This is a genomic window from Planococcus donghaensis MPA1U2, from assembly GCF_000189395.1.
Taxonomy (GTDB): Bacteria; Bacillota; Bacilli; order Bacillales_A; family Planococcaceae; genus Planococcus; species Planococcus donghaensis_B.
The window spans coordinates 74,180-87,992 of record NZ_AEPB01000032.1 but is presented as its reverse complement, the minus strand read 5'-3'; the positions used below and the strand labels follow the sequence as shown (position 1 = coordinate 87,992).

Genomic DNA, 13,813 nt, shown 5'->3' with positions numbered 1-13,813 from the left:
ACTCCTTATTTTACAATTCCCGCTTCAGCCAATGGCCAAAAAACGAAATTTGTGTCGCCTATCACTTCGTCGGTTGATACCAATCCGATGTGTCGGCTGTCTTTGCTCGCTCGGCGATTATCGCCCATCACAAAGATAGTTCCTTCAGGGATTGTATTTTCCCCTGTAACATCTACCAAGTCAAAATCTTCTGTTAGCGTACCTGTGATGCCTTGTTTATAAACATCTAAATAAGGTTCTTCTATTGCTTCTCCATTTATATATAGCTGGTCATCTTCATAAGCGATGTGATCGCCCGGTAACCCGATTATACGTTTAATATAATCTTTCTTTTCTGGGGCATGGAAAACAATAATATCAAAGCGGTCAGGCTCCCCGACTGAATAACCAATCTTGTTGACAATCATGCGATCCCCATCTTCTAGGGTCGGCATCATCGACTCTCCATCTACTACAATCGGCGTGAATAAAAAGAAACGAATAATTGCTGCCAAGCCGAAGGCAATCAATAAAGCTTTGGACCATTCCCACATTTCATTTTTCTTCTTCACTTCAGTCTCCATGCGTGTTCCTCCCCAAACTTACTGTTTTAATTGTACAAGGAAATACACTTTTTAGCAAAAAGAAAGAGGGCGCAAGCGCCCTCTTTCATCCATGCAATCTTATCGAATTTCTTTAATACGAGCTGCTTTACCGCGTAGGTCACGCAAGTAGTACAATTTCGCACGACGTACTTTACCACGACGCATAACTTCAAGCTGTGCAATTTTTGGTGTGTGTACAGGGAATGTACGCTCAACACCAACACCGTAAGAGATTTTGCGAACAGTGAATGATTCACTGATTCCGCCTCCGCGACGGCTAATTACGACTCCTTCGTATACCTGAACACGTTCGCGTGTACCCTCGACAACTTTAACGTGGACACGAACAGTGTCTCCAGGACGGAACTTAGGTAGGTCCGTACGAAGCTGTTCTTTAGTGATTTCTGTAATAATGTTTTGCATTATTTTTTCTCTCCTTCTACAGACGCTCTTACACCATATCACTGTTGCAGCGGAACATCGTGATCCTGTACTTCACATAAAAGTACATTGTCCATGATACCACTGATCATTAACTCATGCAAGAGCTACTTAAATTCTATTTTTCTTTTATTAATCCATCAATTATTTTCTGTTGTTTATCGCTTAACTCGATTTTTTCGAGCAAGTCTGGACGTCTTTCGAGCGTCCGTTTTAATGTTTGTTCTTCGCGCCATTGATCGACTTTTCCGTGATTACCGGAAGTTAAAACATCAGGCACTTTCCACCCTCTAAAATCAGCCGGACGGGTGTATTGTGGATGTTCTAGCAATCCCGTAGAGAATGAGTCTCGTATAGGCGAATCAGCGTTACCTAGCACTCCTGGAAGCAATCTTACGACACTGTCAATCACCGTCATCGCAGCTAACTCTCCACCAGTGAGCACAAAATCACCGATTGAGATTTCATCTGTTACCAAATGCTCTCGAATGCGTTCGTCATATCCCTCGTAATGGCCACAGATAAACACCAATTCTTCTTCAGTTGCCAACTCTTCAGCTTTCTTTTGCGTAAAGCGTTCACCTTGCGGGCACAGTAAAATAACACGTCGTTTACTTTTGGGTGCAAGACTTTCAACCGCATTAAAAATCGGTTCTGGTTTTAATACCATTCCAGCTCCACCACCAAATGGATAATCATCAACTTGCCGTTTGTTATCAGCAAACTCACGAATATCGACCACGTTCAAACTAACGGCATTTTTATCTTGCGCTTTTCTCATAATCGAATGTTGAAAAACACCTTCAAACATTGGCGGAAATAACGATAGTACATGGATGTTCATCAAGACAATAACCCTTCAATCACTTCGATGATCACTTTCTTTTCATCGATATCCACTTCTTTGACGATTTCTTCTGTGTAAGGAATATAATGTTTTTTGCCCTTTTCAGGTGTTACTTCCCATACATCATTGGCACCCGTCTCCAAAATCTCTGTAATCTTCCCTAGTTCTTGACCTTCTGTTGAATACACTGCACAACCAAGAATTTCGTGATGATAAAAAGCGTTTTCTTCGAGTTCTGTCAAATCGTGTTCAGCAATTCTCAAGTACGACTCTTTAAACGGCTCAACATCATTAATGTTTGGGTAGCCTTCAAAAGTTAACAACTCAAAGTTCTTGTGTTGGCGATGACTGGCGATTTTCACCATGATTGGTTTTTTTGCATCCGGAGTGAAAAGCCCAAGCTTTGTCCCTACGGCAAATCGTTCTTCCGGAAAATCGGTACGTGATAAAACACGTACTTCCCCACGGATTCCGTGTGTGTTGACAATTTTCCCTACGTTAAACCATTGCACAAGCAAACATCCTTTCTAGGTTATTTTTCTGAAAAAAAAAGAAGGAACCGGGGCTCCTTCTTTTTCTTAATCCACAATATCGAGATAAGTTTTTTTCTTATGATAACCGCCTGCTGCTGAGTACACAATTGAACGAACAGCTTTCGCTACACGTCCCTGCTTCCCGATCACTTTCCCTGTATCCTCTGGATGCACGGAAAGCTTGTAGACAATTCGGCTTGCGTTTTCGTCGGTATCGACACGAACTTCTTCCGGATAATCAACTAACGGTTTCACAATGGTCTCAATCAGCTGCTTCATAAGAAACTCTCCCTTACTTGTTTAGTTTTTCGTTATGGAATTTCTCCATAATGCCTTTTTGAGAAAACAAGTTGCGTACTGTGTCAGATGGTTTAGCGCCATCATGAAGCCATTTCAACACTAGCTCTTCGTCGATTTTAACTTCAGCTGGAACTGTCAGTGGGTTGTAAGTACCTACTGTTTGGATTTGACGGCCGTCACGTGGAGCACGTGAGTCAGCTACTACAATACGGTAAAAAGGAGATTTTTTAGCTCCCATACGTTTCAAGCGAATTTTTACTGCCATTTCTTAAAGCACCTCCGAATAGTTTCACACAAGATATTATATTAGCAAGCTTTAAATAGTTTGTAAAGTATTTTTTCTTAACACCTTAAAATTTTACTTAAAAAGTGAGTCTAGCCCTGGCATTCCCATCTTTTTTCTGCCTTTTTTCGTGTTCATGCCAGACATTTGTTTCATCATTTTCTTCATATCTTCAAACTGTTTTAACAGTCTGTTGACATCTTGAATATTGGTTCCTGAACCTTTAGCAATTCGTTTTTTACGACTTGCATTAATAATTTCAGGTGTTGTTTTTTCTTTTTTTGTCATCGAATAAATAATCGCTTCAACACGATCCATTTGGCTTTCATCAACTTTTGCGTTTTCAAGCCCTTTAATTTTATTGGCCCCGGGGAGCATTTTTAAAATTTCATCTAATGGTCCCATTTGTTTTACTTGTGACATTTGTTCGAGGAAATCATCAAAAGTAAATGTCGAAGTTCTGAATTTTTCTTCTAGTTCTTTTGCTTTTACTTCATCCACACTCGACTGTGCTTTTTCGATTAAGGACAACATATCGCCCATGCCAAGTATTCGCGATGCCATACGTTCAGGGTGGAACGCTTCTAATGCATCCATTTTTTCACCCATCCCGACAAATTTAATCGGTTTTTGAGTGACAGAACGAATGGATAATGCCGCACCGCCTCGTGTATCGCCATCAAGCTTTGTTAAAACAACGCCTGTGATGCCAATCGCTTCATCAAAGTTTTGAGCAACATTGACAGCATCTTGACCTGTCATTGAATCGACGACTAGGAAGATTTCATCCGGCTCTTTAAGCGCACGAATATCCTTCAATTCCTGCATTAACGCTTCATCTACATGTAAACGTCCCGCCGTATCAATAATGACCGTATCTAAATGCTCAGCTTTTGCATGCTCAATCGCTTGACGCGCAATCTCTACTGGAGACATATCAGTCCCTTTAGAGAAAACGGGTAGAGATAATTGCTTACCAATCGTCTCAAGCTGCTGTATTGCCGCTGGACGATACACATCGGCCGCTACTAATAGTGGTTTGCGATTGTGTTTTCTACGCAATAAATTAGCGAGTTTTCCCGAAGTTGTCGTTTTACCGGCACCTTGTAAACCAACCATCATAATAACAGTCGGCTGTTTTGTTGAAAACTCAATTTTCCGTTCTTCGCCGCCCATCAATTCCGTCAGCTCATCTTTTACGATTTTAACAACTTGCTGTCCTGGCGTTAAGCTATCCATGACATCTTGGCCAATCGCTCGTTCACTGATTTTCTTAACGAATTCTTTCACGACTTTTAAATTGACATCCGCTTCGATCAAGGCGAAACGAACTTCACGCATCATTTCCTTAACGTCTGCTTCGTTGACTTTACCTTTGCCTTTAATCTTAGTCATCGTACCTTGCAGGCGTTCGGATAAACCTTCAAATGCCATTCTTTCCGCCTCCTAATCCCATTCCTTTAGCTCGCCCAAAAATTGCTGGATACGTTCTTCTGTGAATGGCTCTTTTTCAAATGACGAAACCAATTGCTGCCGTTTCTGGAATTTCTCGAAAAGCTGCAATTTGCGTTCATATTCTTCTAGCATTGCTTCCGTCCGGCGAATATTGTCATATACTGCTTGACGGGTAATGTCGTATTCTTCAGCAATTTCACCCAGTGAATGGTCATCTAAATAATACAGCATCATATAACTGCGCTGTTTAGGTGTCAGTAGCTCCTGATAGAAATCAAACAAATAATTCATGCGTGTTGTTTTTTCTAGTCCCATCATTGACACTCACCCCACTCGTTCTCTTGCTTAGAATACTGAATAACGATAGTGCTGTCAAGTAATTTTACTTGTCTGCTTTTTCGTCTTCTTCTTGTTGCTCTTTATCCAATCCTTCAGCAAATAAACCGTAGACATATTTTTGTGCATCAAATGGTTGCAAATCGTCCATCTTTTCACCAAGTCCAACAAACTTAACAGGAATTTTCAACTTATTGCGGATTGCTAAAACAATTCCACCTTTTGCTGTTCCATCAAGTTTTGTTAACACAATACCGGTTACATCTGTTACTTCTTTAAATGTTTGCGCCTGCAACATCGCATTTTGACCTGTTGTTGCATCAAGAGCTAACAACACTTCATGTGGTGCACCTGGAATTTCACGCGATATGACACGGTGAACTTTTTGCAATTCATTCATCAAATTGACTTTGTTTTGTAGACGTCCTGCTGTGTCACAAATTAACACATCTACTCCACGAGACTTCGCTGAGCGTACAGCATCGTACATAACGGCAGCAGGATCTGACCCTTCACTTTGCTTGATAACATCCACGCCAACGCGCTTGCCCCAAACATCTAATTGTTCAATTGCGCCTGCTCGGAAAGTATCACCGGCTGCTAGCATAACGGTTTTTCCTTCATTTTTAAAGCGGTGAGCTAGTTTGCCAATCGTAGTCGTTTTCCCAACGCCGTTGACACCTACCATTAAAATAACGGTTAATCCTTCAACAAAGTTAATCTCGTTAATTTCTGCTTCGCCAGCTTCATAAATTTCCACCAGCTTTTCTGAAATAACAGATTGAACATTAGAAGTATCTTTAACATTTTTGCGCTGAACTTCAAAACGTAAATCGTCCATCAGTTCAATTACCGTTTCAAACCCTACATCCGCTTGCAGCAAAATTTCTTCTAATTCTTCAAAGAAATCTTCATCTACTTTACGGTATTTCGCTACCAAATCGTTAATCTTTGACGTAAAGCCAATTCGGGTTTTGGCTAACCCCTCTTTGTACTTTTCAGTTGATTCTTCTGCTTCGGCATTGCCGGCAAATTTATCTTTTAATTTTTTGAAGAAACTCACAGGTAAACACTCCTTTTTCAGGTTTTTTCTTCGAGCTTGACTGACACCAATTTAGAAATTCCGGATTCTTGCATGGTGATGCCATATAAAACATCGGCACCTTCCATTGTTCCTTTACGATGCGTAATAACGATAAACTGCGTGTCTTCACTGAATTTCTTCAAGTATTGACTGTACCTTACGACATTTGATTCATCAAGCGCCGCCTCTACTTCATCTAGTACACAAAACGGAACAGGACGCACATTCAAAATCGCGAACAATAAAGCGATAGCTGTCAGTGCACGTTCTCCTCCTGATAATAAACTCAAATTTTGCAGTTTTTTACCTGGTGGTTGCGCAATAATTTCGACGCCTGTCATTAACATATCTTTAGGATTGGTTAACACTAAGTCTGCAGATCCACCGCCGAATAACTCTTTGAACACACGTTGAAACTGTAGACGGATGGCATGGAAAGTCTCATCAAAACGACTCGTCATTTCGCCGTCCATTTCGCGAATCAATGTACGCAATGTTTCTTTTGCTTCATTTAAATCGTCGCGCTGCTCAGTTAAAAAGGCATGGCGATCAGACACATGGTCAAATTCCTCAATTGCCCCAACATGGACAGGACCCAATTCTTCTATTGATTGCTTGAGTAGCTTCACTTTTCTTCGGACCGCGGCTTCTTCGTCCATCATTTCAAATTGCTTTGCTTGCTCAAGTGTCAGTTGATAATTGGTTTCAAGTTGCGTGATAAAACTTTGGATTTGTACTTCTAGACGTGTCGATTTCACTTCATAAATTCGAAGGGCTTCGACATACCCTTTGTAAATACGTTGTTGTTCTTTTAGGTTTTCTTCTAAACTGTTCAAGTTACTTTGTTCTTTTGCGCGTTGTTCTTTTGTTTCATTCACTGTTTGTTGAATCTGAAGCTTTTTCGCAGACCATGCTTTTATTTCTCTTAAAATTTCTTCATCAGAATACACTTTCGCCGCTTCTTCTGACTGAATCCATTCCAACTCTTTTTGATGATCTTGCAATTTTTGCTTACTTTTTTCTAGTCGTTCAAACAGTTCTGCTTCACTAGCAGTCAATTGCGCAACGCGTTCTTTTGTCACGGCATACAGTGATTTTTGTTCAGCTAACTTTGTTAGAACTTGATCCCGCGCCGACTCATTTTGTTGTTTAAATAACGTTAGTTCGTCGATTTTGAAGGTAATGTCGTTTAATTCACCGACAATGTTATCAAGACGCGTAGAGGCTGTTTCTTTTCGTTTTGTGATCGCTGTTAAATCGTATTCTTTGTTTTTTTGTTCGGCTTCAAAAATATCAAATCGTTCTAATGTGGTTTTTAAAACGGCTTCTATTTCACGTAACAAAATAGCGCTTTCCGCTTCTAGGTCCCGATATTTTTCGCCTTCAGTTTGCAAAATCCGAATTGTTTCTTCCGCCGCTTTTACTGTTTCTTGTTCTGTACGCACTGTTTTTTCAGCCGTCAATATAGTTTCTTCTAGCTCTTTCGCCTGTACAAGCAATTGCTCTAGCTCGGCTTTTCGCGTAAAGAAAGAAGCTTGTGTTTTGTTTGCTCCCCCCGTCATAGATCCACCTGCATTGACGATGTCGCCTTCAAGTGTCACAACACGAAAACGGTTTCCTATGGCTTTGGCAATTGCTGTTGCGCCTTTAAGGTCCTCAGCAATAATTACGTTGCCCAGTAGATTTTCAATAATCATGCCGTATTGTGGGTCATAGCTAACTAATTCGAATGCCATATTAATATATGCCGGGTGTTTACTTACCATCGCTAATGTGTGCTCAGGAATCATTCTCGGCTTCATAACTGTCATTGGAAGAAATGTCGAACGACCTGCTCTTTTCTTACGAAGAAAATCAATCGCTTCACGAGCGTGTTGTTCATTTTCAGTTACAATGTGCTGACTCGAAGCACCTAAAGCTGTTTCAATCGCTTTGGCATAGTTTTTCTCTACTTGAGCGAGTTCAGCAACCGCTCCTCTAATACCTTGCAATTGATCTTTTTCACGAGCTACTAATACTTCTCGTACACCTTGGAAAAAGCCAGAAAAATCAGCTTCTAATTCTTCTAGTGTTTCAATACGAGCTGCCAATTGTTTTTGTGACTGGTATGCCTGGAATAGCATTGATTGTTTTTGCTCGAAAGCTTGTTTTTGTTGTTGGTAAGCAGCTTCACTTTCTTTATATTGCTTACGTTTATTATCTAATGTGAATCTAACTTCTTGAACCTCTTTTTCTGCTCGTTCTTTTTCAGCTTTCAGCTTTGAAAGTTCAGCTGTAAAATCGGCTCTTTGCGTACTAATGCGTCCGGTAGACTCTGTTAATTGTTGTTCTTGCAAGCCAATATTTTTCAACTCATTTTTAACGGTTGCTTGCTCATTCATCAAATCAATATAGATTGATTTGCAATTTTCGATTTCATTGTCGATATCTGCTGGCGTCCGGTTTAGCTGTTCTTCAAGTTGCTGAATGGCAGTTCGAATTGAGTGACGCTCAGTTTTGCGTTCTTCTAATAATGCTAGTTGCTCGCTATGCTTTTTCTTTAAAAGTTCGTTTTCTTGTTTTTCTGCCTCTACATTTTCTTGCAATTGCAATGCCTGACGATTCGCATTGCTCTTTTTCTCAGACATTAATAATTTGCGCCCTTGCCACTTTTCTGTCTCAGCACTAGCTTCGACTAAAGCATTTTGCGCTCCATCTATCTTGCTGTCCATATCAAAAAGCGTCTTCCGTGTTTTAGCGACAAGACGCTCTTTGTCATTAATTTCGGTTGATAGTTGCTGTTCTTTTTTTGAGTGCGATGTAGCTTCGTTTTCTAACTGACTCAATTCTTTTTCAAGGTTTCCTGCATCATATGCTAGTAAGGCAATATCCGCATCTTTTAGTTGTTCGTTCATATCAAGAAAGTCTCTAGCAGTTGAAGCTTGAATTTGAAGCGGTTCCATTCGGCCGTCCAATTCATGCAAAATATCAAGCACGCGGTTCAAGTTTTCATCGGTTTCGTTTAATTTGATTTCTGCTTTTTTCTTACGTTGTTTGTATTTTAAAACGCCTGCCGCTTCTTCAAAAATAGATCTGCGTTCTTCTGCTTTTGAATTTAGAATTTCATCTACTCGTCCTTGCGATATGATTGAAAAGGCTTCTTTTCCTAGGCCAGAATCCATGAACAAGTCTGTAATATCTTTTAATCGGCAATTTTGCTTGTTTAATAAATACGCACTTTCTCCACTACGAAAAACCCTTCTCGTTACGCTGACTTCGCTGTAATCAAGAGGGACTCGACCATCTGTATTATCTAGAACTAACGTTACTTCCGCAAAGTTTAACGGTTTTCTCGAATCACTTCCGGCAAAAATGACATCTTCCATTTTAGCTCCGCGCAGTGATTTTGCTGATTGTTCTCCGAGCACCCAACGGATGGCATCGGTAACATTGCTTTTACCGCTACCGTTTGGTCCAACAACCGCTGTTACTCCGGGCACAAAGTCGATGCCAATTCGATCAGCAAACGACTTGAACCCCATGACTTCCAATCTTTTCAAAAACATTATTACTCCTCCGCCGCTTCCTGCAATTTACGGATTGCCAGCTGAGCTGCTTGCTGTTCCGCTTCTTTTTTCGACCGACCATTTCCAACGCCAAGTTCTCTATCTGCTAAAGATACACGTGTCACAAATACACGACTGTGGGCCGGGCCGATTTCATCTATAATTTCATAACTTAATGTGCCTGTATTTTTTTGCTGAACCAATTCTTGCAATTGGCTCTTATAATCCATCACATGCGAAAAAGCACCGATATCTACTTTCGGAAATAACACCATTTCCAAAAATGACACTACAGGCTCTAATCCTTGATCGAGATAAAGAGCACCAATATACGATTCGAAAACATCAGCTAGTAGCGCTGGACGTGTCCGGCCACCAGTCAACTCTTCTCCTTTGCCTAAAAGGATGTATTTGCCAAACCCAAGTTCATTAGCAAATAAAACCAGTGAAGGTTCACAAACGATTGCTGCGCGTAGTTTCGTCAATTCACCTTCGCTCATTTCAGGATATTTCATGTATAGGTAATGCGAAACGGATAATTCCAGTACAGCATCTCCTAAAAATTCCAGGCGTTCGTTATCGGTAAACTGTTTTCTTCGATGCTCATTCACATAAGATGAATGGGTGAAAGCTTGATACAGCAATGTAGGCTTTTTGAATGTGATATTCAGCTCTTTTTGCAATTGTTCAAATGCTGCTTTAGCGCTTTCTTTTAAGACGCCAGGCTTTTGATGATTTGTTTTTCTATTTATCGCCATTTTTATCTGCCTTCCTTTGTGTACTTCTTTCAATTTTACCTTTTTTTCAACTAATGTGCAAAAGAGAATTGACGCACAATCGCTTAGTATAACAGCAATCGTGCGTCAATAGTTTTACGTATTATTGTTTCTTTTCGATATACGTTACTGCGTCGCCTACTGTAGTCATGTTTTCAGCGTCTTCGTCAGAAATTTCCATATCAAACTCGTCTTCAAGTTCCATAACAAGTTCTACTACGTCCAATGAATCTGCACCTAGGTCACCTGTGAAAGAAGCTTCAAGTTTCACTTCGCTTTCTTCTACACCTAGACGATCCACGATTACTTTAGTTACTCTATCTAATACTGTTGACAATGTCGTCACCTCCCCTCAAATCAGTATACAAAAAATTACCTACATGACCATGCCACCGTCAAGATGAAGCGTTTGACCTGTCATATATGATGCATCATCTGAAGCTAAGAACAATGCAGCTTTTGCAACGTCTTCTGGTGCACCAAAACGTCCTAATGGAATTTGTCCCATCATCGTTTTTTGAACCTCTTCACTTAATTGTTCAGTCATATCAGTCGTGATAAAGCCAGGAGCCACAGCATTTGCTGTAATTCCACGACTTGCAAGTTCACGCGCTGTCGTTTTCGTTAAGCCAATAACGCCCGCTTTTGCTGCAACATAGTTTGCTTGCCCGGCATTGCCCATTACGCCCACAATTGAAGCAATATTGACAATTCGTCCAGAACGCTGTTTCATCATTTGGCGCGTCACTGCTTTAGTGCAAATAAATACGCCTTTTAAGTTGATGTTGATAACATCGTCCCATTCATCATCTTTCATGCGCATCATTAAGTTATCACGCGTGATGCCTGCATTATTCACTAAAATATCGACAGACCCAAAAGTCTTCATCGTTTCATCAACCATCGCTTTTACCGATTCTGCATCCGATACATTGGCTTTAACTGCAATCGCAGTACCGCCGCTCGCTTCGATATCCGCCACTACCGCTTCAGCTTTTTCTTGACTGCCGCTATAATTAACAACTACTTTCGCACCATCAGCTGCAAATTTACGCGCTATTTCTGCCCCGATCCCACGAGATCCGCCAGTAATAATTGCTGTTTTCCCTGCAAGTTTACTCATTTCGCCAACTCCTCTACCGCTTTTTCAAATGACTCCAAGTCATAGACAGGCAAAGTTTTAACTGAACGGTCAATTTTCTTCACTAATCCACTCAACACTTTTCCTGGACCTATTTCAACAAATACTGTGACACCAAGATCAATCATTTCACGCACTGACTGTTCCCATAGCACTGGAGAATACAATTGACGAACGAGAAGATCTTGAATTTGCGTCGCATTTGTTTCTGCTTTTGCTGTCACGTTTGAAATAACAGGTACTTTCGCATCTAACAAGAATGACATGCTAAGTTCTTTTGCTAAATCTTGTGACGCTGAACGCATCAATTCCGAATGAAACGGCCCGCTCACATCAAGTGGAATGGCACGCTTAGCTCCGCGTTCTTTAGCAACGATACACGCTTGCTCAACGCCTGCTTTTGTTCCTGAAATCACGATTTGTCCAGGGCAATTTAAATTCGCTAATTGAACGACACCTGTCGTATCTGTCACTTCATTTGTTACTTTTTCTAGTTCATCACTTTCCATACCTAAAATAGCCGCCATAGTTCCTTCACCTGCTGGAAATGCCGTATTCATAAACAATCCACGCTTATGTACAATGTTTACCGCTGTTGGGAATTCTAACACATTCGAAGTTACAAGCGCGCTATACTCGCCAAGACTATGACCAGCTGTATAATCTGGTCTAATCCCTGCCCGAATCAATCGTTCTGTAATCATCGAACTTACGGTTAGAAGGGCTGGTTGCGCGTTATATGTTAACGTCAACTCTTCTTGTGGACCTTCTAGCATTAACTTAGATAAATCTAAATCAAGTGCTTGGTTGGCACTTTCAAAGAAATTACGGCTCGTGTCGTCTGTTAAAAAGCTCTCGCCCATTCCAACAGTTTGCGAACCTTGACCTGGATAGATAAATGCAATCTTAGTCTTCATGTAATGTCTCCTTTTTCAACGTACTATAAATTGTGCCTGTTACATCAAATTCAATCATGGTACGCGTTTGGCGTATCGCATTGAATAAGGCATTGGCATTTGACGAGCCATGTGCTTTTATAACTGGTGCTTTTAAGCCGAATAATCCGGCACCACCGTACTCGCTATAATCCAACATGCCCTTTAACCCTTTCAAGTCATCTTTCACAAGAAAAGCCGCTACTTTTGTTTTAACTGAGCTCATGAAGACATCTTTCATCATCGCAAACACATTCATTGCCGTTCCTTCAATAGTTTTTAGCACCATATTGCCAGTAAAGCCATCGGTTACAACGACATCCGCCACGCCATTTAATAAATCACGAGACTCCACGTTGCCAATAAAATTAACAGGTGCTTCTTTTAATAAAGGAAACGCAGCTTTTGTTAAATCATTGCCTTTTTTCTCTTCAGTTCCAATATTTAACAAGCCCACTGTTGGATTTTTAATGCTGCGAACTTTTTCAGCATAAATGCTGCCCATAATCGCATACTGCACAAGGTGTTCTGGCTTAGCTTCAGCATTGGCCCCTAAATCAAGCATGACAAACCCTTTGCTATCAATTGTCGGCAAGGTTGGAGCTAATGCAGGACGATCTACTCCGTCAATACGCCCGACGATAAATAGTCCTGCTGACATAAGCGCTCCAGTATTCCCTGCAGACACACAGCCATCCGCATTTCCGTCTTTTACCGCTTGCGCCATTCGAACCATCGAAGCATCTTTCTTCCGCTTTACCGAACGTGCAGGATCATCTTCTGATGTAATTACTTCTTCACAATGGACGATTGTTAGACGATCATGTTCCTTCAGAAACTCTTTCATCTTATCTTCATGACCATATAATTGAATTTCGATATCGGTAAATTCTTCTAACGCTTTATAGACACCCGCGATAATTTCTTTTGGGGCATTGTCTCCGCCCATTGCATCTACTGCTATTCTCACTTTACGTCACCTTCACTTTGTTCTGTCATTCGATACATTTCGAACGTACCAATAAAAACCGTTTGTTGTTCAACAGAAGAAGTAACTTTTACAAACGCCCTGTTTTTTTCAGGGTGACTGTCAATCACTTCCGCTTTTGCAACAATCCGCTGTCCTGCCGTTACCGGTCGCAAAAACTGCAGTTCCGACTTTACCGTTAATGCCAATTCTTCGTTCATTACTGCTACTGCCAACGAATTGGCTTGAGCAAATAAATGATGACCTCTGGCAATTTGGTTCCGTTGAAAAACATGCTCTGGTTTTACGTCGAAAATTGAAATTGCTTTTTTATCTAATTCAATATCAATAATCTCGCCAATTACTTCATCAATTGGCAACGATTTTACTTCGTCCTCAAACGTTTTTACAGCAACGTGTTTAATGCGCTCTCTCAATTCTGGAATGGCAAGCTCCATTCGGTCTAATCGAATGGTTTGCACACTTACGTTAAATGTGACTGAAAGTTCTTCATCGGTCACAAAAGGATTTTCTTTAATCGAGTCTTTTAACGCTTGTTGTCGCTGTTTTTTTGGTCTTTTCACTA

General features: G+C 40.7%; 16 protein-coding genes. All 16 read right to left on the bottom strand.

Annotated features, from left to right (window positions below; genetic code table 11):
* Positions 1 to 5: 5 nt before the first annotated feature.
* Positions 6 to 563: a signal peptidase I gene (gene lepB / locus GPDM_RS09240; RefSeq protein ID WP_008430839.1), complete on the bottom strand. Its 558-nt coding sequence runs from the start codon at positions 561 to 563 to the stop codon at positions 6 to 8.
* A gap of 99 nt (positions 564 to 662) precedes the next feature.
* Positions 663 to 1,007, bottom strand: coding sequence for a 50S ribosomal protein L19 (rplS, locus tag GPDM_RS09235; protein WP_008430837.1), 345 nt, complete (start codon positions 1,005 to 1,007; stop codon positions 663 to 665).
* A 136-nt stretch (positions 1,008 to 1,143) separates the two neighbouring features.
* Positions 1,144 to 1,869: a tRNA (guanosine(37)-N1)-methyltransferase TrmD gene (trmD, locus tag GPDM_RS09230; protein WP_008430836.1), complete on the bottom strand. Its 726-nt coding sequence runs from the start codon at positions 1,867 to 1,869 to the stop codon at positions 1,144 to 1,146.
* Entirely contained in the window at positions 1,869 to 2,384 is a 516-nt protein-coding gene (rimM, locus tag GPDM_RS09225) for a ribosome maturation factor RimM (protein ID WP_008430835.1), read from the bottom strand. Before rimM ends, trmD begins: the two co-directional genes overlap by 1 nt.
* A gap of 66 nt (positions 2,385 to 2,450) precedes the next feature.
* A complete protein-coding gene (locus tag GPDM_RS09220; protein WP_008430834.1) occupies positions 2,451 to 2,684 on the bottom strand; it encodes a KH domain-containing protein in 234 nt (77 codons plus the stop codon).
* Positions 2,685 to 2,697: 13 nt separating this feature from the next.
* Positions 2,698 to 2,970 carry a 30S ribosomal protein S16 gene (rpsP, locus tag GPDM_RS09215; RefSeq protein ID WP_008430833.1) on the bottom strand — a complete coding sequence of 91 codons (273 nt, stop codon included), beginning with the start codon at positions 2,968 to 2,970 and terminating at the stop codon, positions 2,698 to 2,700.
* Between the two features lie 93 nt (positions 2,971 to 3,063).
* Positions 3,064 to 4,422: a signal recognition particle protein gene (ffh, locus tag GPDM_RS09210; RefSeq protein WP_008430832.1), complete on the bottom strand. Its 1,359-nt coding sequence runs from the start codon at positions 4,420 to 4,422 to the stop codon at positions 3,064 to 3,066.
* Between the two features lie 12 nt (positions 4,423 to 4,434).
* Positions 4,435 to 4,758: a putative DNA-binding protein gene (locus GPDM_RS09205; protein WP_039863254.1), complete on the bottom strand. Its 324-nt coding sequence runs from the start codon at positions 4,756 to 4,758 to the stop codon at positions 4,435 to 4,437.
* Positions 4,759 to 4,825: 67 nt separating this feature from the next.
* A complete protein-coding gene (ftsY, locus tag GPDM_RS09200; protein WP_008430830.1) occupies positions 4,826 to 5,842 on the bottom strand; it encodes a signal recognition particle-docking protein FtsY in 1,017 nt (338 codons plus the stop codon).
* A 17-nt stretch (positions 5,843 to 5,859) separates the two neighbouring features.
* Positions 5,860 to 9,408, bottom strand: a complete 3,549-nt coding sequence (smc, locus tag GPDM_RS09195) for a chromosome segregation protein SMC (RefSeq protein WP_008430828.1) — start codon at positions 9,406 to 9,408, stop codon at positions 5,860 to 5,862.
* Between the two features lie 2 nt (positions 9,409 to 9,410).
* Complete coding sequence (rnc, locus tag GPDM_RS09190) at positions 9,411 to 10,166, bottom strand: ribonuclease III (protein WP_008430826.1); 756 nt, start codon at positions 10,164 to 10,166, stop codon at positions 9,411 to 9,413.
* Positions 10,167 to 10,287: 121 nt separating this feature from the next.
* Positions 10,288 to 10,521, bottom strand: a complete 234-nt coding sequence (locus tag GPDM_RS09185; protein ID WP_008430824.1) for an acyl carrier protein — start codon at positions 10,519 to 10,521, stop codon at positions 10,288 to 10,290.
* 39 nt (positions 10,522 to 10,560) lie between these two features.
* Complete coding sequence (gene fabG / locus GPDM_RS09180; RefSeq protein WP_008430822.1) at positions 10,561 to 11,307, bottom strand: 3-oxoacyl-[acyl-carrier-protein] reductase; 747 nt, start codon at positions 11,305 to 11,307, stop codon at positions 10,561 to 10,563.
* Positions 11,304 to 12,242: an ACP S-malonyltransferase gene (fabD, locus tag GPDM_RS09175; RefSeq protein WP_008430821.1), complete on the bottom strand. Its 939-nt coding sequence runs from the start codon at positions 12,240 to 12,242 to the stop codon at positions 11,304 to 11,306. The genes fabG and fabD overlap by 4 nt, the downstream gene beginning before the upstream one ends.
* Positions 12,232 to 13,230 carry a phosphate acyltransferase PlsX gene (gene plsX / locus GPDM_RS09170; RefSeq protein WP_008430818.1) on the bottom strand — a complete coding sequence of 333 codons (999 nt, stop codon included), beginning with the start codon at positions 13,228 to 13,230 and terminating at the stop codon, positions 12,232 to 12,234. The genes fabD and plsX overlap by 11 nt, the downstream gene beginning before the upstream one ends.
* Positions 13,227 to 13,811: a transcription factor FapR gene (fapR, locus tag GPDM_RS09165; RefSeq protein ID WP_008430816.1), complete on the bottom strand. Its 585-nt coding sequence runs from the start codon at positions 13,809 to 13,811 to the stop codon at positions 13,227 to 13,229. The genes plsX and fapR overlap by 4 nt, the downstream gene beginning before the upstream one ends.
* Between the last annotated feature and the right edge of the window lie 2 nt (positions 13,812 to 13,813).

Bases quoted from the DNA above. Each gene is read 5' to 3' on its own strand.
- smc (WP_008430828.1), bottom strand. From the start codon at position 9,408: ATGTTTTTGAAAAGATTGGAAGTCATGGGGTTCAAGTCGTTTGCTGAT.
- GPDM_RS09205 (WP_039863254.1), bottom strand. From the start codon at position 4,758: ATGGGACTAGAAAAAACAACACGCATGAATTATTTGTTTGATTTCTAT.
- fabD (WP_008430821.1), bottom strand. From the start codon at position 12,242: ATGAAGACTAAGATTGCATTTATCTATCCAGGTCAAGGTTCGCAAACT.
- ffh (WP_008430832.1), bottom strand. From the start codon at position 4,422: ATGGCATTTGAAGGTTTATCCGAACGCCTGCAAGGTACGATGACTAAG.
- rpsP (WP_008430833.1), bottom strand. From the start codon at position 2,970: ATGGCAGTAAAAATTCGCTTGAAACGTATGGGAGCTAAAAAATCTCCT.
- lepB (WP_008430839.1), bottom strand. From the start codon at position 563: ATGGAGACTGAAGTGAAGAAGAAAAATGAAATGTGGGAATGGTCCAAA.
- rplS (WP_008430837.1), bottom strand. From the start codon at position 1,007: ATGCAAAACATTATTACAGAAATCACTAAAGAACAGCTTCGTACGGAC.
- GPDM_RS09220 (WP_008430834.1), bottom strand. From the start codon at position 2,684: ATGAAGCAGCTGATTGAGACCATTGTGAAACCGTTAGTTGATTATCCG.
- fabG (WP_008430822.1), bottom strand. From the start codon at position 11,307: ATGAGTAAACTTGCAGGGAAAACAGCAATTATTACTGGCGGATCTCGT.
- rnc (WP_008430826.1), bottom strand. From the start codon at position 10,166: ATGGCGATAAATAGAAAAACAAATCATCAAAAGCCTGGCGTCTTAAAA.
- trmD (WP_008430836.1), bottom strand. From the start codon at position 1,869: ATGAACATCCATGTACTATCGTTATTTCCGCCAATGTTTGAAGGTGTT.